We start from the raw sequence: 18519 nt of genomic DNA on the forward strand, positions 1-18519 counted from the left end.
GTCTGGTTCGGTGGGTCAGGTTTGGGTGATTGCCGTGATGCGCCAGGTGTGGACTGGTTGACGATCAGAGCTGCGGGATGGGGCTGCGGTGCGTGGGGTGGTTGTCAGGGTGATCAGTCTGGTGGCTGGGGAGCCTGGTGGGAGTGGGGTTTTGGCGCCGGTGCGGTCGACTGCTTGACCGGCTGTCAGGTGGTCGGTGGTCCTGAGGGTGACCGTTGTCGCGGTGCGGCGGGTGATGGCGGTGCTTTCGATCGTGATGCGGAGACCTTGGACGCGGACGTTCTGTTGGCGGTAGGTGGACAGGAGCGCGCGGTCGGTGCGCCACGGGGCGCTGCCTGGGACATAGATGCGGTCGAGAGCGTCTAGGTCCAGAGTCCAGAAGGCTTGGGCGCGTTGGGCGTCGAGCGCCTGCAACGTCTCGATCCAGGTGGCCAGCTCTGCTGCGGACGCGGAGGGTGGAGCCGACGTCGTGGCACGGCCCTGGCTCGGCGATGGCTCGGGTCGCCCGGGCGTCGTTGGGTGCGCGGCAGTAGGTGACTGAGTGGGCGGGGATTCGGGCGTGCGTTGGGTTGTGGACTGCGGATTGGTGGGGTCTGGTTGGGCGGTGGCTGGGGTGTTGAGGGTGCGGAGGGTGGCGATGGCGATCGCGAGCACGATGATCGCGGCCAGGCCGGCTGCGGCCAGTACGCCGTACGCGGGGTGTGGGAGTCGTGCGAGCGCGGGGAGCGCTGCGAACCTGGTGCGGCGGGACTTGGTGCGGCGGATGGGGCGGATGCGCTTCGAGCGGGCCTTGGCGGACGGCGCGGAGGGGTGGGGTCGCTTTGGTTGCGTCAGAGGTGCGGGCGGTGGGTCCGCCGGAGGTGGAGCGAGCGGTCCGCGGGACACGGCTGGCGAATCGTCGTCGTCAGCAGACCCTCCCGACGACGTCGGAGCGTGACCGCCTGGCCCAGCGACACTCGTCGCGGACGGAGCGGTGGACGGAGGGGTGGGCGTAGGGGTGGGCGAGGTGTCAGGGCCGGCCGGGGGATTCGTTGTTGGTGGGCTGGTGAGTGGGGCCAGGTCGATCGGGGCGGCGGGGGTGTGGGTCAGGAGGCGGTGCGGGAGGGATTTGAGGGGGGTGTTGGTGATGAGGGTGGGTGGGAAGGGGGTGGGGTGGGCGCTGACGTGGTGGGTGAGGGTGGCTAGGGAGTGGTGGTCGGTGGTGGGGGTGGTGGGGCGGAGGGTGGCGTCGGTGAGGATTGGGCGGCCTTCGGCGTCGAAGAGGATGTTTTCGGGGGTGATGGAGCCGTGAGTGAGGTTGGAGGCGTGGAGGTGGGTCAGGGCGTCGGCCAGCGGGGCGAGGAGGGTGACTAGTTCGCCGCGGGACAGTGGGCCGCGGCGGGTGAGCAGGGCGGCCAGGCTGCCGGCGGCCAGGTGCTGGGTGATCAGGATCCAGCCGGTACCGGTCTCGCGGAACTCGTGGAGCTGCGCGACATGCGGGTGCCGGAAGCGGGACAGCATGCTCAAGTCCTCGCGGAGCCGCCCGCGGTCGGGATAGGCGCTGTGTGGGACGTGTTTGAGCACGGCGTTGCGGCCCGAGGCGCGGTCCCGGACCTGCCAGACGGTGCCGGCCGGTCCGGACCCGAGCTCGCGGCGCAGGCTGTAGCCGGTGAGATCTGCGAGGTCCATGCCCAAGAGGATGCACCGATCGCGACGACGCCCGTCGAAGTTATCCACAGCCCAGGGCGCCGGGCCCGATCGGCCGCCGCCTACACTCGAAGGCGTGAGGGCGATCAGGTACGTGGAAGCCGGATTCGGCGCCGACGCGGTGCGCTACGAGACCGCGTGGGCCGAGCAGCGACGACTGCACTCGGAGGTTGCCGAGGGCACCGGCTCGGACACGGTGATCCTGCTCGAGCACCCGCCGGTCTACACGGCGGGCAAGCGCACCGAGCCGCACGAGCGGCCGCTGGACGGTACGCCGGTGGTCGACGTGGACCGGGGCGGCAAGATCACCTGGCACGGCCCCGGGCAACTGGTGGGGTACCCGATCGTCAAGCTCGCCTCCCACGTGTACGTCGTGGACTACGTCCGGCGGCTCGAGGAGGCGCTGATCGCCGTCTGCGCCGACCTCGGGGTGAAGACCGGCCGGGTCAAGGGCCGCAGCGGCGTCTGGGTCGCGGCCGACGACCGCGGCCGGGAGCGGAAGATCGCCGCGATCGGGATCCGGGTCGCGCAGGGCGTGACCATGCACGGTTTCGCGCTGAACTGCAACAACGACCTCACCTGGTTCGACCGGATCGTCCCGTGCGGCATCTCGGACGCCGACGTCACCACGCTCTCCAAGGAACTCGGCCGCGAGGTCACGACCACCGAGGTCCTCGCCTCGGTGCGCCGGCACCTCGACGAGCTCCTCGCCTGGGACGAGTACGAGCGCAGCCCGGACATCGACCACCACGAGGAGCCGCCGACCGCGATCACCTACGGGTTGACGGTCTGAGCCTCGAGCCCGACCTCCGCGCGCCAGTCGGCGTGCAACGAGCGCAGCCGATCGGCGATCTCCGGCTGCGCTGACAGCTGGTTGGTCTGCTCGCCGATGTCGTCGGCCAGGTTCGCGAGGAACCAGCCCTCCCCCATCGGCGCGTGCTCGTAGTCGCGCAGATGCCGGGTGCTGGCGTCGTCCGCCACCCAGCTGAGCTTCCACTCCCCCGACCGCACCGCCCACTGGAACCCGCAGTCCCAGTGCAGATTCTCGTGCGCGGCCTCGGCGTCCCCGGTCAGTACGGGCAGGAGGTCGACACCGTCGGCGCCGTCCATGGTCGCGCCCGCCGCGGCGGCCAGCGTGGGGACCAGGTCCATCGTGCTGACGAGTGCGTCGGTACGGCGTCCCGCCGGCAACCGGTCCGGCCAGCGCCAGAGCATCGGGATGCGGATGCCGCCGTCCCACAGCGTGTACTTCGTCCCGCGCAGCGGCGCGTTGTCGCCGAAGTTGCAGGTCGACCCGCCGTTGTCCGTCACGTACACGACGATCGTGTCCTCGCCTGCCCGGTCGAGCAGCCGCCCGATCTCGGCGTCCATCAGCTCCAGCTGGGCGAGGTAGTACTCGCGACCGTGCGGCAGATTCGGCACGATCACGTCGTCGTACCACTCCATGAACGGTCCGTCCGCATCCGGTGACCAGTCGCGGAACGCCGGCAGGCCTCGTGATTCCAGTTCGGAGTCCGGCAGTTGCCAGCAGAAGTTGTGGACGGCGTTGAACGCCACCATGCAGAAGTACGGCCGCTCGTCGTCCGCGTCCATGAACTCCGCCGCGCGGCGACCGAACTCCGCGGTCAGGAAGCCCTCGTGCTCAACTGGCTCGTCCCCCGACAGCAGCGGCTGCACAGCCATGTGGTGTGCGGCCGGCTGACCGTAGGACTCGACCGACTCGTCCGAGTGATGCAGGTAGTTCAGCCGCCCGAACGACTGCCCAGCCAGCCCGTACAGCGTCTCCTCGAACCCGTGGTGCGGCGGACACGCCCTGTCCCCCACATCCTCCTTCCCGTAGTGCACCTTGCCGAAGTACCCCGTCCGGTACCCCTGGTCGCGCAGGATCTCCGCGAGCGTCGGTACGTCGTCCGGCGGGAACGCGGCCGAGTCGAACCATTGGCCGCCCCACCGCTGCTGGTACCGCCCGGAGATGATCGACGCCCGCGACGGGCTGCAGATCGGCGCCGTCACGTAGGCGTCGGTGCAACTCACTCCCTCCGCGGCCAGCCGGTCCAGCGCCGGAGTGCGGACGTCGGGCTGCACCCCGAGGGCACTGCGGTCGGCGTACCCGTGGTCGTCGGAAACGATCAGCAGAATGTTCGGAGCGGGCAACAGCTCATCCTCTCGAAAGGCGCGCGGCCTGGTCTGACTTTGCACGGGCATCGGTCGCGTCAGGGTCCAGCAGCAATCTCAGCTCAGCATCCAGTCGCTGCACCAGAGCCGTCTCACCGGACAGGTCGTGGAGCTCCAGTGGGTCGTCGTCGACGTTGAAGACCTGTGGCGCGTGTGCGGACCCGTAGTAGCAGTACTTCCACGGCCCGGACTTCAGCATGAAGCCACCGTCGACCATGCCCTGTGCGTGGTACTCCGACAGCACAGGTCTGTCCTGAGCCTCCAGCAGCGTCAGACCGGGCAGTGCGGTGTCGGGTGCCATACCGGCCGCGTGTCGGAGGGTGGGGAGCACGTCGATCAGACTGACGTGTGCGGCGCTCCGGCCTGGCTGCAACGACGGGTGGCGCAGGAGCATCGGGATACGTACGGCGGGCTCGTAGAAGCACTGTTTCTGCCAGATGCCCTGGTGACCGGCCATCTCCCCGTGGTCGCTGGTGTAGATGACCACGGTGTCGTCCGGTACGGCGGCCAGCAGCCGGCCGATCTGGTGGTCAAGGTGACTGATCAGTGCCCAGTAGCAGACTGTCGCCTCCCGGATCTGCTCCTCCGTCAGCGGCTCGTCGTTCCGGAACCCGTGGCGTAGCAGCGAGATCACCGGGTGCTGATCGTCTGCGACGGCAGGTAGCTCGACGTCGGCCGTGTCGTACAACGCGCGGAACTCCGGTGGTGCGACCAACGGGAAGTGCGGGTGCATGTAGCCGACGTACAGCAGGAACGGCTCCTCGCCTGGGTCGCGCAGGAACTCCACAGCGGCATCCGTCGCGGCTACGTCGTGCTGCGTGTGGACGTGGTCGCCCGACCCTTGTTCAGTGACGTGAGAGTTGGTCGGGCGTCGCCAGCCCGCCGTACGCCGGGGTGGACGGCCGCTGTGGTCGAGCCAGAAGTCCAGGTCGTCGGTGAGACGGCGGTCGAAGCCGAGCAAGCGGTCTGGTCCGTTGAAGTGCGTGCGGCCCGCTATGACCGAGGTGTAACCGGCTTCGCGTAGGTGATGGCCCCAGGTGCGGTACGACGCGTCTGGGATGACGCCGTTGTCCCAGGCCCCGAGCTGGTGCACGTACTGGCCGGCCATGAGCGAGAGGCGGGACGGCACGCACATCGGGCTGTTGGTGTAGGCGCGGTCGAACGCGACGCCCTGCGCGGCCAGGCGATCCAGATGTGGCGTCCGGACGTGCGGATGACCCGCCCAGCCGGCCGCCGCGGCGGTGTGTTCGTCGGACAGGATCACGACGATGTTCGGTGGGCGCATGGCTCCTACCCTAGGCAAGCGGTTGCCTGTGCGGGTCAGCCCAAAGGTGTGCCGAAGTGTCTGCGGGGTGTAACCGCTGTTCGTCGCTACCTTGGGGGTGTGTCCAAATTTCTTGGGTTCTTGCTCGGCGTAGCTGTTGCTCTGGCCGGACCGGCCGTGTTCGGGGTCCTCGCGGCGCCGGGTGGTATCGAGCTGAACGCGAAGGGGATGGCGCTTGCCTTCGGCATCGGCGCGCTGGTCTTCTGGGCCGTGGTGTCGTACTTCTCCGGGGCCGGTGCGCTGGGGGCGTTCATCGCCTTCGGCGTCCTGATCTACTGCTGGCTGTGGATCCCGAACCGGACCACGAACTTCCTGAACGACGTCCCGGGTGTCACCAACGGGATGATCGACGGGTCGAAGCAGTACACGCTGAACGGCGTGGTGCCGATCCTCGGGGTGATCTCGTTGGTGTACGCGATCCAGCTGATCGTCCACGGCGTCCAGCGTCGGCGGCGGGAGCGGGTCGAGGCCGACCGGCTGCAGCGCGAGCAGGAAGCCGCGCAGGCGCAGCAGGAGGCGGATGTCGCGGCGGTGTATCCGGTTGCCGGGGGCACCTATCAGGCGCCGGCGGCGTACGAGAGTCACACCCGGTACGACGACCTGTTCGACGAGCCCGCGGCGCAGCCGCGGAATCAGGCCGACGACCAGACGCGGCAGTTCCCGGTCGGCGAGGCGGAGGAGTTCGAGCACACCCGCCAGTTCCCGGAGGCAGATGCCGAAAGCAACTACACCGGCGAGGACACGGTCATCGCACCGCCCCCGGCGGCCGAGGAGCCGGTCGCGCAGCAGGAGCCGGTCGAGGAGACCCAGCCGGTGAAGCCAGAGCCGCAGGCGGCCGCGCCGGTTGAGGAGACCCAGCCGATGGACGCCGCGGTGGAAGAGGCTCAGCCGACGGAGGCCAAGCCCGAGGCAACCGCACCCGCTGAGGAGACTAAGCCGGTCGAGGCCAAGCCGCAGGCGGTTGAGGAGACTCAGCCGGTTGAGACGAAGGCTCCCGTTGAGGAGAAGAAGATGGAGCGGGGGGAGAAGATGGGGTCGCAGTACCGGGAGCGGATGGAGGACCCGGAGGACACCGGCGAGTTCCACCTCGCGTTCGAGAACCCTGTCGTGAAGCCCGCCTAGCCTGCGCGGGACTCAGGCGACGTGCATGCGCTGCTGGTGCTGGTCGCGACGGGCGTGCTCGGTGATGGCCTCGTCGTACGCCGCGCTCGCCATCTGCAGCACCTCGCCTGCCATCTGGGCCCGTGGTGAGTCGGTGCTCCATGCGAGCACCAGCTTCCGGTGAATCGGGTCGCCGACCAGCGTGCGCGTGGTGACATCGGCCGAGAGCATCCGGTACGACGTGGGCGAGATCAGCGCCACGCCCTGACCACTGGTCACGAACCCCATCAGCACCGACGTATCCACCGAATGGTGCTCCACCCGAGGCTGGAACCCGGCCGCCTCGCACGCCGCCCGGAACAGTACGTGGAAGCCGCTGTCGTCCGGCGGCTCACCGATCCATTCCTCGCCCGACAGCGACGCGAGATCGACCTCGCCTCGCGTCCGCGACGCCTCCGCCACCGGGTGGTCCGCCGACAAGGCGACGTACGCCGACTCGGACTCGACCACCGTGGTGCTCTCGACCCCGGCGGGCAGCCGCAGCTCGAACCCGGGGAACTCCCGGAGCAGCGCGAAGTCCAGCCGCCCGCTCTCCAGCTGCTGCAGGAGCACACTGGTGGACCACTCGACCTCGATGCTGACCTGTTCGATCTCGCCGTGGGCGCGCAGCCGGGACGCGATCCCGGACATCGGCGCGGTCGGGAACCCGCCGAGCCGGACCGCCGACGACTCGACCGCGGTCATCGCCGACACGGTCGCCGACAGGTGGTCGACGTCGACCAGGATGGCCCGCGCGCGGTCAACGGCGTACCGGCCGAGCGGCGTCGGCTTCACGCCGGTGCGGGAGCGTTCGAACAGCTCACCGCCGAACGCGGCCTCGATCCGTTTCAGCTGCGCGGTCAGGCTCGGCTGGCTGACCTTGAGCCAGCGGGCGGCCCGTCCGACGGACCCCGCTTCTGCCACCAGGACCACCACCCGCAGGTGGCGCAGCTCAACGTTCATGCGTTGAGACCGTAGTCGAGGTCTGGACACAGCACACAGCGACCCTACATTGCGGTTTCGTCACAGCCGGGCCCGGAGCTGTAACGCCGGGCCCGGTCGTGACGATGTGCTACTTCGATTCGAGTGCCAGCGCCTCGCGGTAACCGAGCCGGCGGCCGGTCTGCAGCAGCGTGCGCTCGTACAGCCGCGCGCCTACCCGGACGATCAGCACGGTCGCGACCAGCAGCAGCGCGATCGCTGCCAGCGGCTGCCAGACCGGAACATCCTCGGTGAGCATCCGGCCCGGCATCGACATCGACGACGCGATCGGGACGAACGACGCCACCGTCTTGGCCGACGAACCCGCGAACACCGAGAAGAAGAACGGGATCATCAGGATCATCTGCCCCGGCAGCGTGGTCGACCCGAGGTCCTCCTGCCGGGTCGCCAGCGAACCGGCGACCGCCCAGAGCCCGGCCAGCGCGACGAATCCGAGCACGAAGAACACCACGAACCACCCGGCGACCGGCGCGACGACCTCGAGAATGTCGGCCTGGTCGGTGGCGAGCAGCCCGATCAGTGACGCACCCGCGATCACGACGATCTGGCTGAGCGCCAGCACCGTGTTGCCCAGGACCTTGCCCCACAGCAGCGACCGGATCGGCACCGCGGCGGCGAGGATCTCGACGACCCGGCTCTCCTTCTCCTGGACGACGCTCTGCGCGATCATCATCCCGAAGCCGAGCGCCGTCATGTAGAACACCAGCGCCAGCCCGATGTTCACGAAGTCGGAGACGATGTCCGGCAACGGGCCCGGTTTCAGCAGTTGCAACGAGACCTTCGTGCCGGCGTGCAGCTCCGCCGGTGACAGCCCGGCCTTCCCGGCGTTCGCTTCCATCCCGACGGCCGCGGCCGCCTCGCGAAGGGCGCCTTCCACACCGGAGTCGACGCGGTCCTTACCGAGCACGACGTACCCGTCCGCGTCCGGCAGCAGCGCGGCCTTCACCTTGCCGTCGGTGACGGCCTTCTCAGCGGCCGGCCGGTCCGCGAAGCGGGTCGCTTCGTACCCGTCGCCGCCCGCGGTCGCCGACGCCGTCTGCACGACCTTCTGGCCCGCGTCGTCGATCACGCCGATCTTGTCCGCGCCGCCCTTGCCGGCGAGGATCGCGGGCAGGATCACCGCGACCATCACGATCAGCAGCATCACCAGCGTCGAGCCGATGAACGTCTTGTCCCGCAGTTTCGTGGTGATCTCGCGTTCCGCGATCAGCACCCACGGCTTGTCCAGGGTCTTCATCGGGTCGCCTCCCGGAAGACGTCGCTGAGCGCCACCCGCTCCGGCCCGAACTCGAGCACCGGCCCGCGACTGATCGCTTCGGAAAGGATCTTCTGCTCCACCGCGTCATCGAGTACGTCGAACAACGCCGTACCGCCGGCCACGTCACGCACCTGGATCCCCCGCACGTCCCGCAGCCACCCGGCGTCGCCGTCCACCACCAGGCGGTACGTCGACGTGGATCCGGCCGCCAGCTCGGACACCGCGCCCGCCGCGACGACCTTGCCGCGGGACAGGACGACGAGGTCGTCGCAGAGCCGCTCGACCAGGTCGAGCTGATGGCTGGAGAACAGCACCGGCACCTCCGGCGTCACCTCCTCGCGGAGCAGGTCGACCATCGCGTCGACGGCGAGCGGGTCGAGGCCGCTGAACGGCTCGTCCAGCACCAGCGCGATCGGCTCGTGGACCAGCGCGGCCGCGATCTGCACCCGCTGCTGGTTGCCCAGCGACAGCGTCTCGAGGACGTCGGACGCGCGCTCGGCGAGCCCGAGCCGCCCGAGGATCTTGTCGGTCCGCGTGCCGGCGCGCTCCGGGGCGAGCCCGTGCAGCCGGCCGAAGAACACCAGCTGGTCGCGGATCTTCATCTTCGGGTACAGCCCGCGTTCCTCGGGCATGTAGCCGAAGTCCCGGCGTACGGCCCCGGTCAGCGGCTTGTCCTGCCACCGCACCTCGCCGGCCGTCGCGGCCAGGACGCCGAGGATGATCCGCATCGTCGTCGTCTTCCCGGCACCGTTGGCCCCGACGAACCCGGTCATCCGTCCCGGAACGACGTCGAAGGTCACGTCGTCCAGCGCCAGATGATCACCGAACCGCCGGGTGAGCCCTGCCACCCTGAGCATGTGTCACCGTTCCCATCAGCTAGCCAAAACTTCCAACGCTGCCAAAGCTAGTCAGTGGAGGTATGTCGGCACGTCGCCCGCGAGGGTGATCAACGACGTCATCCGTACGACGGACGGATCACCCGGTCGGGTCGTCTCCGGGGGTGACGAGGCCGCATTCGTAGGCGAAGACGACGGCCTGGACGCGGTCGCGCAGGCCGAGCTTCAGGAGGACCCGGGAGACATGGGTCTTCACGGTGGCCTCGCCGACGTACAGCTGGCCGGCGATCTCGGTGTTGGTCAGGCCGCGGGCGATCAGGCCGAGGACCTCGCGTTCGCGCTCGGTCAGTTCAGCCAGCAGATCCGGCCGGTACACCCGCTCTCCCTTGCCCGTGAATCGTTTGATCACCCGACGGGTCACCTCGGGCGCGAGCAGCGCGTGGCCGGAGTGCACGACCTGGATCGCCTCCACCAGGTCCTCGGGCGCTGTGTTCTTCAGCAGGAACCCGCTCGCGCCGGCGCCGAGCGACTCGAACAGGTAGTCGTCACGGTCGAAGGTGGTGAGGATGACGACCTTCCCGGCGTCCTCCGCGACGATCCGCTGCGTCGCGGAGATCCCGTCCATCCCAGGCATCTGGACATCCATCAGTACGACGTCCGGCCGCAACGCCAGCGCCAGCTCGATCGCCTTCTCGCCGTCCGCGGCCTCGCCGACCACCTCGATCTCCGGCTCGACCGACAGGATCATCCGGAACCCGGCCCGCACCAGGTCCTGATCGTCGACCAGCAGCACCCGCATCGCTTCAGCCATCTCAAGATCCCCCAGCCAACGGACGGTTCTGCGGATCCAGCGGGATCCGCACCCGGACGCGGAATCCTCCCACGGGTCGCGGGCCGATCTCGCTCTCGCCGCCGAGCAGGCCGACCCGTTCGCGGATCCCGACATGGCCGAGCCGGCTGCCGACCGGGGCGTGTTTCGGGCGGCCGTCGTCGAGGACCTCGAGCTCGACCGCGTCCCCTAGATAACGCAGCGTGACGTGGGCGCTGCGGGCCGTCGAGTGCTTGCGGACGTTCGCGAGCGCCTCCTGCGCGATCCGGTACACCGACACCGACACGGTCTTCGGCAGCTCGGCCGGTGACCCGATCTGGTGGAAGCCGACCTCCAGGCCGAGGCTGTTCGCCTCCGCGATCAGCGCCGGCAGCCGGTCCGCGCCGGCCTGCGGCTCCTTGGGATCCGGGGTCCCGACGTCGAGGTCCGGGTCGGCCGAGCGGAGCATGCCGAGCAGCTGGCGCATCTCGTTCACCGCGCTCCGGCTGGACTCCTCGATCACGTTCAGCGCGTTCTTCGCGGCATCCGGGTCGGTGTCCATCACCCGCCGGGCGCCGCCGGCCTGGATCCCGATGCTGCTGATGTGGTGGGCGACGACGTCGTGCAGCTCGCGCGAGATCCGCAGCCGCTCGTCGAGCACCGCGCGCCGCGAGTTCGCGTCCTGCTGCGCCGCCAGCTCGGTCGCCTGCTGCTCGAGCTCGAACCGCTGCCGCGCGGTCGCCCACGCGGTCCGGCCCCAGAAGTACGCGCCGAAGAAGTAGAGGACGTTCAGCGCGACGGCCAGCACCACGCTCGAGACGTACGGCGAGAACAGCGCATGGTTCGGTCCGTCGATCGCGTTGTTCCGCAGCGCCTGCACGAAGTTGAGCCCGAGCCACCCGAACATCACGATGAAGACGACCGCCACGGCGGCCTTCATCAGCCGCCGGTCGCGCGCCCAGGCGACCGCCGCGTAGATCGCCATGAACATGGTCGCCTGCGTGACCAGGTTGGCGGCGAACGCGAACAGCACCCGCTCCCCGTTCACCACGAACAGCACCGCGACCGCCAGCAGGACCGGGATCGGCCACCGGCGGCGGAAGCACAGCGGCAGCGCGGCGGCCGCGCTCAGTACGTACGGCTCGACGCCGCCGAGTCCCAGGTCCACGTGCGTCGACGAGGCCCCGCGGGCGAGCTCGGTCCCGAGCACGCCCGCGAGCGCCATCCCGAGACCGAGAAGTACGTCGTACCGCTGCTCGCGGGCCGTCGGCGCGGGACGGGTCCAGCCGCGCACCGCCGTACCGGACACCGGCGGCGTTAGCGGTTCGGCATCCGTACGCAGCTCAACGGTGGACATAGCTCATCAGCGTACGGGTGGGACGGCCCTGAGCGGGGACGCGTACCCTTGAGGGCGTGACCATCGCCCCAGAAGGACGGAAACTGCTCAGGCTCGAGGTGCGCAACGCGGAGACCCCGATCGAGCGCAAACCCGAGTGGATCAAGACCCGCGCCAAGATGGGCCCGGAGTACCAGGCGCTGCAGAAGCTCGTGAAGTCCGAGCAGCTGCACACGGTGTGCCAGGAAGCCGGCTGCCCGAACATCTTCGAGTGCTGGGAGGACCGCGAGGCCACGTTCCTCATCGGCGGCGACCAGTGCACCCGGCGCTGTGACTTCTGCCAGATCGACACCGGCAAACCGGAAGCGCTGGACCGCGACGAGCCGCGCCGCGTCGCCGAGTCGGTGCGCACCATGGGCCTGCGGTACGCGACCGTGACCGGCGTGGCCCGCGACGACCTGGACGACGGCGGCGCCTGGCTGTACGCCGAGACGATCCGCCAGATCCACGAGCTGAACCCGGGCACCGGCGTGGAGATGCTCGCGCCGGACTTCAACGCCGTCCCCGAGCAGCTGGCCGAGGTGTTCTCGTCGCGGCCGGAGGTGTTCGCGCACAACGTCGAGACGGTGCCGCGGATCTTCCGCCGGATCCGGCCCGGTTTCCGGTACGAGCGCTCGCTGGATGTCATCACCCAGGCCCGTGACTACGGGCTGGTCACCAAGTCGAACCTGATCCTCGGCATGGGCGAGACCCGCGACGAGGTCAGCCAGGCGCTGAAGGACCTGCACGCGGCGGGCTGCGAGATCATCACGATCACGCAGTACCTGCGGCCCTCGGTGCGGCACCACCCGGTCGAGCGCTGGGTGAAGCCCGAGGAGTTCGTCGAACTGGACGCCGAGGCGCAGGAGATCGGTTTCGCCGGAGTCATGTCCGGTCCGCTGGTACGGTCCTCGTACCGCGCCGGACGGTTGTACCGTCAGGCCGTTGAGTCACGTATGAACAACCAGGACAGGTAGAGATGGCCAAGAACGACGCTCCCGAAGAGAAGACCAGCCGGCTGAAGCAGATCCGGTCGGCGTACCAGCTGACCAAGAAGTCCGAGCCGCTGGTCGGCCTGGTGCTGGCCGGGATCTTCCTCGGCATCGTCGGTCTCGCCGTGCTCGGCGGATTCCTGCTCGGCCCGCTGCTGGTGTGGATCCCGCTCGGCGTCGCGCTCGGCTTCCTGGCCGCCACGATCGTCTTCGGCCGCAAGGTCGAGAAGGCGGCGTACAGCCAGATCGAGGGGCAGGCCGGTGCGGCCGCGTCCGCGCTGCAGACGCTGCGCCGCGGCTGGAGCGTCGACCCCGCGGTCGCGGTCACCAAGAACTCCGACATCGTCCACCGGGTGGTCGGCAAGCCCGGCATCATCCTGGTCGGCGAGGGGCAGCCGAGCCGGGTGAAGAACCTGCTCGCGGCCGAGGCCAAGAAGCACAACCGGGTCGCGGGCGGCGCGCCGGTCACCCAGATCGTGGCCGGTAAGGGCGAGGGCGAGATCGACATCCGCAAGCTGACCAAGTACGTGATGAAGCTGCCGGCTGTGATGCAGCCGAGCGAGATCACCGACCTGCTGCAGCGGCTGAAGGCGCTGGACGCCGTCCGGCCGCAGGTGCCGATGCCGAAGGGCCCGGTGCCGACGAGTCTGAAGGGCGCCCGGCAGGCGATGCGGGGTCGCTGAAACAGCTGTTGGGGGTATCTCTGAGTGAGACACCGGTAACCCGGTGGCCGCTCAGGCAGTTGATCTGTCGTGACGTGGCACGTGTGTGCCTCCGTGTCGCGCTGTGGGGTGGCTGGTTGGCCTTAAGGTGCGACCAGGACGGATCGATACAGGGGTAGAGATGACGGATGTGATGCCGCGCGTGCAGCATCCTGTACACGCGCCGGAGACCGAAACCTGGCCGACACTGGCCCGGCCACGGTCGAATCCGGTCCGTCGGTACGGCGCCGCGACGGCGATCCGGCTGATCGCCAAGGATCTCCCGGCCACGATCCACCTCGACAGCAACCGGTCGTACGGCCTCGGCGGCCCCGCCATGCGGGTGCACCGGACGTCGGCGTTCCTGGACCGGCTCGGGCAGGACGCCGGCTCCGGGTTCGGCGAGGCGTACCTGGCCGGCGACTGGGACCCGGAGCCGGGCACCGACCTGGCCGACCTGCTGGTTCCGTTCGCCGAGCGGTTCAGCAACGAGGAGACCCGGCACCTGCTGCCGAAGTGGGCGCAGTCGCTGCGCTGGCTGGTCACCCGGTCGCAGCCCGGTGAGCAGGAGAACGACCGGGCCGGCGCCCGCGAGAACATCAGCCGGCACTACGACCTGAGCAACCCGATGTTCTCCGAGTTCCTCGATCCGACGCTGACCTACTCCGCCGCGTACTTCGGCGGCGGCGACCCGACGGCCGATCTCGCGACCGCGTCGTACGACGAACTCACCGCCGCCCAGCTGCGCAAGCTCGACTCGATCCTCGACGCGGCCGGCGTGCGGTCCGGGTCACGCGTTCTCGACATCGGCTGCGGCTGGGCCAGCCTGGCGATCCGCGCCGCGCAGCGTGGCGCGTGGGTCACCGCGATCACGATCGCCTCGCAGCAGGCGTTGCTGGCGCAGCGAAAGATCGCTGAGGCCGGGGTCGGCGACCGGGTGCAGGTCGCACTGCGCGACTACCGCGACCAGATCGGCGAGTTCGACGCGGTCCTGAGCGTGGAGATGATCGAGGCGGTCGGCGAGAAGTACTGGCCGGTGTACTTCGACGCGATCGAGCGGCGCCTCGCGCCCGGCGGGGTCGGCGTCGTGCAGGCGATCGTGATGCCGCACGAGCGGATGCTCGCGACCCGGAACACGTTCACCTGGGTGCAGAAGTACATCTTCCCCGGCGGGCTGATCCCGTCGATCAAGGTGATCGAGGACGTCACCGCGCAGCACACCGGCCTGCGGGCCGAGGTGATCCGCCATCTCGGCCCGGACTACGCGCGGACCCTGCGGGTCTGGCGGAACCGGTTCATCGAGCACTGGCCGGCGATCGCGGCGCTCGGGTTCGACGACACGTTCCGGCGGATGTGGGAGTTCTACCTCGCGTACTCCGAGGCGGGCTTCCGGACCGGGTACCTGGACGACGTCCAGCTGCTCCTGACGCGGCGCTAGCGGCGTACGACGATCGTCCGCGCGGCCAGGTCGTGCAGTCCGCGCCGGTCGCGGTCGAAGATCACCGCGGGGATCAGCAGGCTGACCAGCAGCGCGCGGAGGATGCCCGCCAGCAGACCGGGCGGCGCGGTGAACGTCTTGCCGTCGCGGACCGGAAGCACCCGCAGATCGCAGATCCGGTGGCCGATGCTGCCGCCCGCGAAACCGGTCAGGATCCCGGTCGTCGCCGCGAAGAGGGCCGAGTGCATCACACCGAAGTCACTACCGCCCGCCCACATCGGGCGGCCCATCACCACGGACGCGATCAGTCCCGCGATCAGCCAGTCGATCAGCAGCGCGAGCAGGCGGCGGCCCCAGGTCGCGACCGAGCCCTGACCGTCCTCGGGAAGACCCAGCCGATTGCCCGGGTAACGGAATTCTTCGGTGGGTCCGGTTGCGGCTGCCGAGGATGATGCCATGATGTCTAGCCTACGGACACGCCTCGGGACGGTCTCACGCGGACTGCGAGATCTCAGGGCGTCACCGCCGTACACCAGTGGGTCAGCGCGGACACGCTGGGCGTAACATCCGCGAAACATCAGGGTCACGACGGAGAAACCGGCGGGCCCTACGTTCAGATGCAATCTCTGAGCCACCCTAGGAGTACGTATGTTTTCCAGCGCTGAGGAGCTGCTCGCCTACGTCAAGAACGAGGGCGTCGAGATCGTCGATGTCCGGTTCTGCGACCTGCCGGGCATCATGCAGCACTTCACCGTCCCGGTGTCGTCGTTCGGTCCCGAGGTCTTCGAGGACGGCCTCGCCTTCGACGGTTCGTCGGTGCGCGGTTTCCAGCAGATCCACGAGTCCGACATGAAGCTGCTGCCGGACCCGACCAGCGCGTACGTCGACGAGTTCCGCAGCGCCAAGACGCTGGTGGTCAACTTCTTCGTGCACGACCCGCTGACCGGCGAGGCGTACTCGCGCGACCCGCGCAACATCGCCCGCAAGGCGCAGGAGTACCTGAAGTCGACCGGCATCGCGGACACCGCGTTCTTCGCTCCCGAGGCCGAGTTCTACGTCTTCGACGACGTCCGGTTCGAGACCAAGGCGAACTCCTCGCACTACTCGATCGACTCGATCGCCGGCGCCTGGAACACCGGCCGGGTCGAGGACGGCGGCAACCGCGGCTACAAGGTCCGCTACAAGGGTGGCTACTTCCCGGTCGCGCCGACCGACCACTTCGGTGAGCTGCGCGACGACATCACGCTGGCGCTGGAGCGGTCCGGCCTGACCGTCGAGCGCGCCCACCACGAGGTCGGTACGGCGGGTCAGGCGGAGATCAACTTCCGCTTCGACGAGCTGCTCAAGGCCGCCGACGACGTGATGAAGTTCAAGTACATCGTCAAGAACACCGCCTGGAAGGCCGGCAAGACCGCGACCTTCATGCCGAAGCCGATCTTCGGTGACAACGGCTCCGGCATGCACTGCCACCAGTCGCTGTGGAGCAACGGCGACCCGCTGTTCTACGACGAGTCCGGGTACGGCGGCCTGTCCGACACCGCCCGCTGGTACATCGGCGGCCTGCTCAAGCACGCCCCGTCGCTGCTGGCCTTCACGAACCCGACCGTGAACTCGTACCACCGCCTGGTGCCGGGCTTCGAGGCGCCGGTCAACCTGGTCTACTCGTCCCGGAACCGCTCGGCCTGCATCCGGATCCCGATCACCGGCTCGAACCCGAAGGCGAAGCGGATCGAGTTCCGCTGCCCCGACCCGTCGGCGAACCCGTACCTGGCGTTCGCGGCGCAGCTGCTGGCCGGCCTGGACGGTATCCGCAACAAGATCGAGCCGGCCGACCCGGTCGACAAGGACCTCTACGAGCTGCCGCCGGAGGAGCACGCGGGTATCGCGCAGGTCCCGACCTCGCTGCCGGCCGTGATCGACGCCCTCGAGGCCGACCACGCCTTCCTGCTCGAGGGCGACGTCTTCACCGAGGACCTGATCGAAACCTGGATCGACCTCAAGCGCGACAACGAAATCGCCCCGATCCAGCTCCGCCCCCACCCCCACGAGTTCGAGCTCTACTACGACGTCTGAGTTCGTAGCCCGCTAGCACGCGGGTAGGTGGCCGGAACGGCGGCAGACCTGGGAAACGTCCTTCCGACGTCTCTCACGGTCTGCCGCCGTTCCGCATTGGACTGTGTAACCGATGTGTACTCGCAGCCAGCTTGGAAGACCGGTCGGTTGCGCGCTCACCGTCTGGTCGCAGGTCTGAGACGGTGTCCGCCGAGTGCGCCCCCCCCGTTACCTTCTTCGTGGGCCTTGAAGCAAGGCTCCTGGTCGCTGGGTCCGGTATGACTTACTGCCCCTGTCGTGTGCATGATCCGGGGGTGTTGTCGCCGGGCCTGGTGGCGTTGGTTGACCGCTGATAGGGACAGGGCCGCCTGCTGGGTAGGTCTCTTCGTAACGTGGGTGCCGGCATCCTTCGCCTGATCTGGTGACCAGGTTGGTTCGATGTGAGGAGGCAGTCTGTGAGTCGCCCGGAGTACGGCGTGTTCCTCGGTCTGGACGTGGGCAAGGAAGAACACCACGCCTGCGGCCTGGATGGCGACGGTGAACGGGTACACGACAAGCCGCTGCCGCAGTCGGAGGCGAAGATCCGCGCCGTGTTGGAGGCCTTGTCGGCACACGGTCCGGTGCTGGTGATCGTCGATCAGCCGGCCTCGATCGGCGCGCTGGCAGTGACCGTCGCACGTGACTTGGGCATTGACGTGGCCTACCTGCCTGGCTTGGCGATGCGCCGGATCGCCGACCTGCACCCCGGCTCGGCGAAGACCGACGCCCGCGACGCCTACATCATCGCCGAAGCCGCCCGCTCGATGCCGCACGCGCTGCGCCGGGTCGACACCGGCGACGAAGCGCTGGCAGATCTGGAAGTTGTCGTCGGCTACGACGACGACTTGGCCGGCGAGGGCACCCGGATCGCCAACCGCATCCGCGGTCTGCTCACCCAGATCCACCCCGCGCTGGAACGCGTCCTGGGTCCCAAGATCCAGCACCCCGCCGTACTCGAGCTCCTGACCCGGTTCGGCGGCCCCCAAGGCCTCGCCGGCGCGACCCGGCGCCAGCTCATCACCGCCACCAAGACCCGCGCCCCACGCTCCTACGACAAGCTCGTCACCGCCGTCCAGCAGGCACTGACCGAGCAGACCGTCACCGTCCCCGGCACCCGCGCCGCCGAACATGTCCTGCCCCGGCTCGCGGCCGCTCTGGCCGGCCTGCTGACCGAACGAGCCGACGCCGCCCGGCAGATCGAGGAGATGCTCGATGCACACCCTCTTTCCAAGGTCCTGACCTCGATACCGGGGATCGGCGTCAGGACCGGAGCACGGATTCTCCTCGAGGTCGGCGACGGCACCGCGTTCCCCACCCCCGGCCACCTCGCGGCCTACGCCGGGCTCGCACCCGTGACCCGCCGCTCCGGCACCTCCATCCGCGGCGAGCACCCCAGCCGCGGCGGGAACAAACAACTCAAGCGGGCTTTCTTCCTCGCCGCGTTCGCCGCCCTGTCCGACCCCACCTCCCGGGCCTACTACGACCGCAAACGAGCCGCCGGCAAGAAACACAACGCCGCCCTCATATGCCTCGCCCGACGCCGAATCGATGTCCTCCACGCCATGCTCCGCACCGGCACCCTCTACCAACGCCCAACCCCGTCAGCCGCTTGACGAAATCCATAGGGACACCCCCCTTGACCCGGCTACCCCGTTGTCCTCGCTCGCCAATCGCTCGTGGGACGAGCCCTGTT

General features: G+C 69.0%; 16 protein-coding genes. 7 read left to right on the forward strand and 9 right to left on the reverse strand.

From position 1 onward, the window contains the following. Positions 1–15: 15 nt before the first annotated feature. Positions 16–1668, reverse strand: coding sequence for a protein kinase domain-containing protein (locus E0H50_RS16575; RefSeq protein ID WP_131289155.1), 1653 nt, complete (start codon positions 1666–1668; stop codon positions 16–18). 94 nt (positions 1669–1762) lie between these two features. Between E0H50_RS16575 and lipB the strand changes: the two genes are divergently transcribed. Next, positions 1763–2479, forward strand: a complete 717-nt coding sequence (gene lipB / locus E0H50_RS16580) for a lipoyl(octanoyl) transferase LipB (RefSeq protein ID WP_238151009.1) — start codon at positions 1763–1765, stop codon at positions 2477–2479. Here the strand turns inward: lipB and E0H50_RS16585 are convergent. Beyond that, positions 2461–3840, reverse strand: a complete 1380-nt coding sequence (locus E0H50_RS16585) for a sulfatase family protein (protein WP_238151010.1) — start codon at positions 3838–3840, stop codon at positions 2461–2463. The two genes, lipB and E0H50_RS16585, sit on opposite strands and share 19 nt — an antisense overlap. A gap of 4 nt (positions 3841–3844) precedes the next feature. Continuing rightward, on the reverse strand, positions 3845–5146 hold the full coding sequence (locus tag E0H50_RS16590; protein ID WP_131289159.1) for a sulfatase-like hydrolase/transferase: 1302 nt from the start codon (positions 5144–5146) through the stop codon (positions 3845–3847). Between the two features lie 99 nt (positions 5147–5245). Between E0H50_RS16590 and E0H50_RS16595 the strand changes: the two genes are divergently transcribed. Continuing rightward, positions 5246–6307: an MFS transporter gene (locus E0H50_RS16595; RefSeq protein WP_131289161.1), complete on the forward strand. Its 1062-nt coding sequence runs from the start codon at positions 5246–5248 to the stop codon at positions 6305–6307. 12 nt (positions 6308–6319) lie between these two features. Here the strand turns inward: E0H50_RS16595 and E0H50_RS16600 are convergent, their stop codons facing one another. From E0H50_RS16600 to E0H50_RS16620, 5 genes are all read right to left on the reverse strand, one after another. Then, on the reverse strand, positions 6320–7288 hold the full coding sequence (locus E0H50_RS16600) for a LysR family transcriptional regulator (RefSeq protein ID WP_131289164.1): 969 nt from the start codon (positions 7286–7288) through the stop codon (positions 6320–6322). Positions 7289–7397: 109 nt separating this feature from the next. Continuing rightward, positions 7398–8564, reverse strand: a complete 1167-nt coding sequence (locus tag E0H50_RS16605; protein WP_131289166.1) for an ABC transporter permease — start codon at positions 8562–8564, stop codon at positions 7398–7400. After that, positions 8561–9442 carry an ABC transporter ATP-binding protein gene (locus E0H50_RS16610; RefSeq protein WP_131289168.1) on the reverse strand — a complete coding sequence of 294 codons (882 nt, stop codon included), beginning with the start codon at positions 9440–9442 and terminating at the stop codon, positions 8561–8563. Before E0H50_RS16610 ends, E0H50_RS16605 begins: the two co-directional genes overlap by 4 nt. 118 nt (positions 9443–9560) lie before the next feature. Continuing rightward, positions 9561–10232 (reverse strand): response regulator, encoded by a 672-nt coding sequence (locus E0H50_RS16615; protein ID WP_131289170.1) that lies wholly within the window; start codon positions 10230–10232, stop codon positions 9561–9563. Position 10233: 1 nt separating this feature from the next. Then, positions 10234–11586: a sensor histidine kinase gene (locus E0H50_RS16620; protein WP_131289172.1), complete on the reverse strand. Its 1353-nt coding sequence runs from the start codon at positions 11584–11586 to the stop codon at positions 10234–10236. A gap of 56 nt (positions 11587–11642) precedes the next feature. Between E0H50_RS16620 and lipA the strand changes: the two genes are divergently transcribed. The 3 genes from lipA (at position 11643) to E0H50_RS16635 (ending at position 14735) form a co-directional block, all read left to right on the forward strand. Beyond that, complete coding sequence (gene lipA / locus E0H50_RS16625) at positions 11643–12581, forward strand: lipoyl synthase (RefSeq protein ID WP_131289174.1); 939 nt, start codon at positions 11643–11645, stop codon at positions 12579–12581. A gap of 2 nt (positions 12582–12583) precedes the next feature. Beyond that, positions 12584–13279: a DUF4191 domain-containing protein gene (locus tag E0H50_RS16630; RefSeq protein WP_131289176.1), complete on the forward strand. Its 696-nt coding sequence runs from the start codon at positions 12584–12586 to the stop codon at positions 13277–13279. Between the two features lie 172 nt (positions 13280–13451). Next, a complete protein-coding gene (locus E0H50_RS16635) occupies positions 13452–14735 on the forward strand; it encodes an SAM-dependent methyltransferase (protein WP_238151037.1) in 1284 nt (427 codons plus the stop codon). On the opposite strand, the gene E0H50_RS16640 is transcribed toward E0H50_RS16635, so the two are convergent. Next, a complete protein-coding gene (locus E0H50_RS16640; RefSeq protein WP_131289180.1) occupies positions 14732–15193 on the reverse strand; it encodes an RDD family protein in 462 nt (153 codons plus the stop codon). The two genes, E0H50_RS16635 and E0H50_RS16640, sit on opposite strands and share 4 nt — an antisense overlap. Positions 15194–15383: 190 nt before the next feature. Between E0H50_RS16640 and glnA the strand changes: the two genes are divergently transcribed. Beyond that, the gene (gene glnA / locus E0H50_RS16645) at positions 15384–16808 is read left to right on the forward strand and encodes a type I glutamate--ammonia ligase (RefSeq protein ID WP_131289182.1); all 1425 of its coding nucleotides are present in this window, start codon (positions 15384–15386) and stop codon (positions 16806–16808) included. A 434-nt stretch (positions 16809–17242) separates the two neighbouring features. Next, positions 17243–18439, forward strand: coding sequence for an IS110 family RNA-guided transposase (locus tag E0H50_RS16650; protein WP_202868176.1), 1197 nt, complete (start codon positions 17243–17245; stop codon positions 18437–18439). Positions 18440–18519: the final 80 nt, after the last annotated feature.

Origin of the sequence: Kribbella sindirgiensis, from assembly GCF_004331435.1 — a bacterium.
Classification (GTDB): domain Bacteria; phylum Actinomycetota; class Actinomycetes; order Propionibacteriales; family Kribbellaceae; genus Kribbella; species Kribbella sindirgiensis.

What these genes read in the sequence shown, in the direction of transcription:
- E0H50_RS16575 (WP_131289155.1), bottom strand. Translation starts at nt 1,668, where the DNA reads ATGGACCTCGCAGATCTCACCGGCTACAGCCTGCGCCGCGAGCTCGGG.
- E0H50_RS16635 (WP_238151037.1), top strand. Translation starts at nt 13,452, where the DNA reads ATGCCGCGCGTGCAGCATCCTGTACACGCGCCGGAGACCGAAACCTGG.
- E0H50_RS16590 (WP_131289159.1), bottom strand. Translation starts at nt 5,146, where the DNA reads ATGCGCCCACCGAACATCGTCGTGATCCTGTCCGACGAACACACCGCC.
- E0H50_RS16640 (WP_131289180.1), bottom strand. Translation starts at nt 15,193, where the DNA reads ATGGCATCATCCTCGGCAGCCGCAACCGGACCCACCGAAGAATTCCGT.
- E0H50_RS16600 (WP_131289164.1), bottom strand. Translation starts at nt 7,288, where the DNA reads ATGAACGTTGAGCTGCGCCACCTGCGGGTGGTGGTCCTGGTGGCAGAA.
- E0H50_RS16615 (WP_131289170.1), bottom strand. Translation starts at nt 10,232, where the DNA reads ATGGCTGAAGCGATGCGGGTGCTGCTGGTCGACGATCAGGACCTGGTG.
- E0H50_RS16630 (WP_131289176.1), top strand. Translation starts at nt 12,584, where the DNA reads ATGGCCAAGAACGACGCTCCCGAAGAGAAGACCAGCCGGCTGAAGCAG.
- E0H50_RS16620 (WP_131289172.1), bottom strand. Translation starts at nt 11,586, where the DNA reads ATGTCCACCGTTGAGCTGCGTACGGATGCCGAACCGCTAACGCCGCCG.
- glnA (WP_131289182.1), top strand. Translation starts at nt 15,384, where the DNA reads ATGTTTTCCAGCGCTGAGGAGCTGCTCGCCTACGTCAAGAACGAGGGC.
- E0H50_RS16610 (WP_131289168.1), bottom strand. Translation starts at nt 9,442, where the DNA reads ATGCTCAGGGTGGCAGGGCTCACCCGGCGGTTCGGTGATCATCTGGCG.
- E0H50_RS16605 (WP_131289166.1), bottom strand. Translation starts at nt 8,564, where the DNA reads ATGAAGACCCTGGACAAGCCGTGGGTGCTGATCGCGGAACGCGAGATC.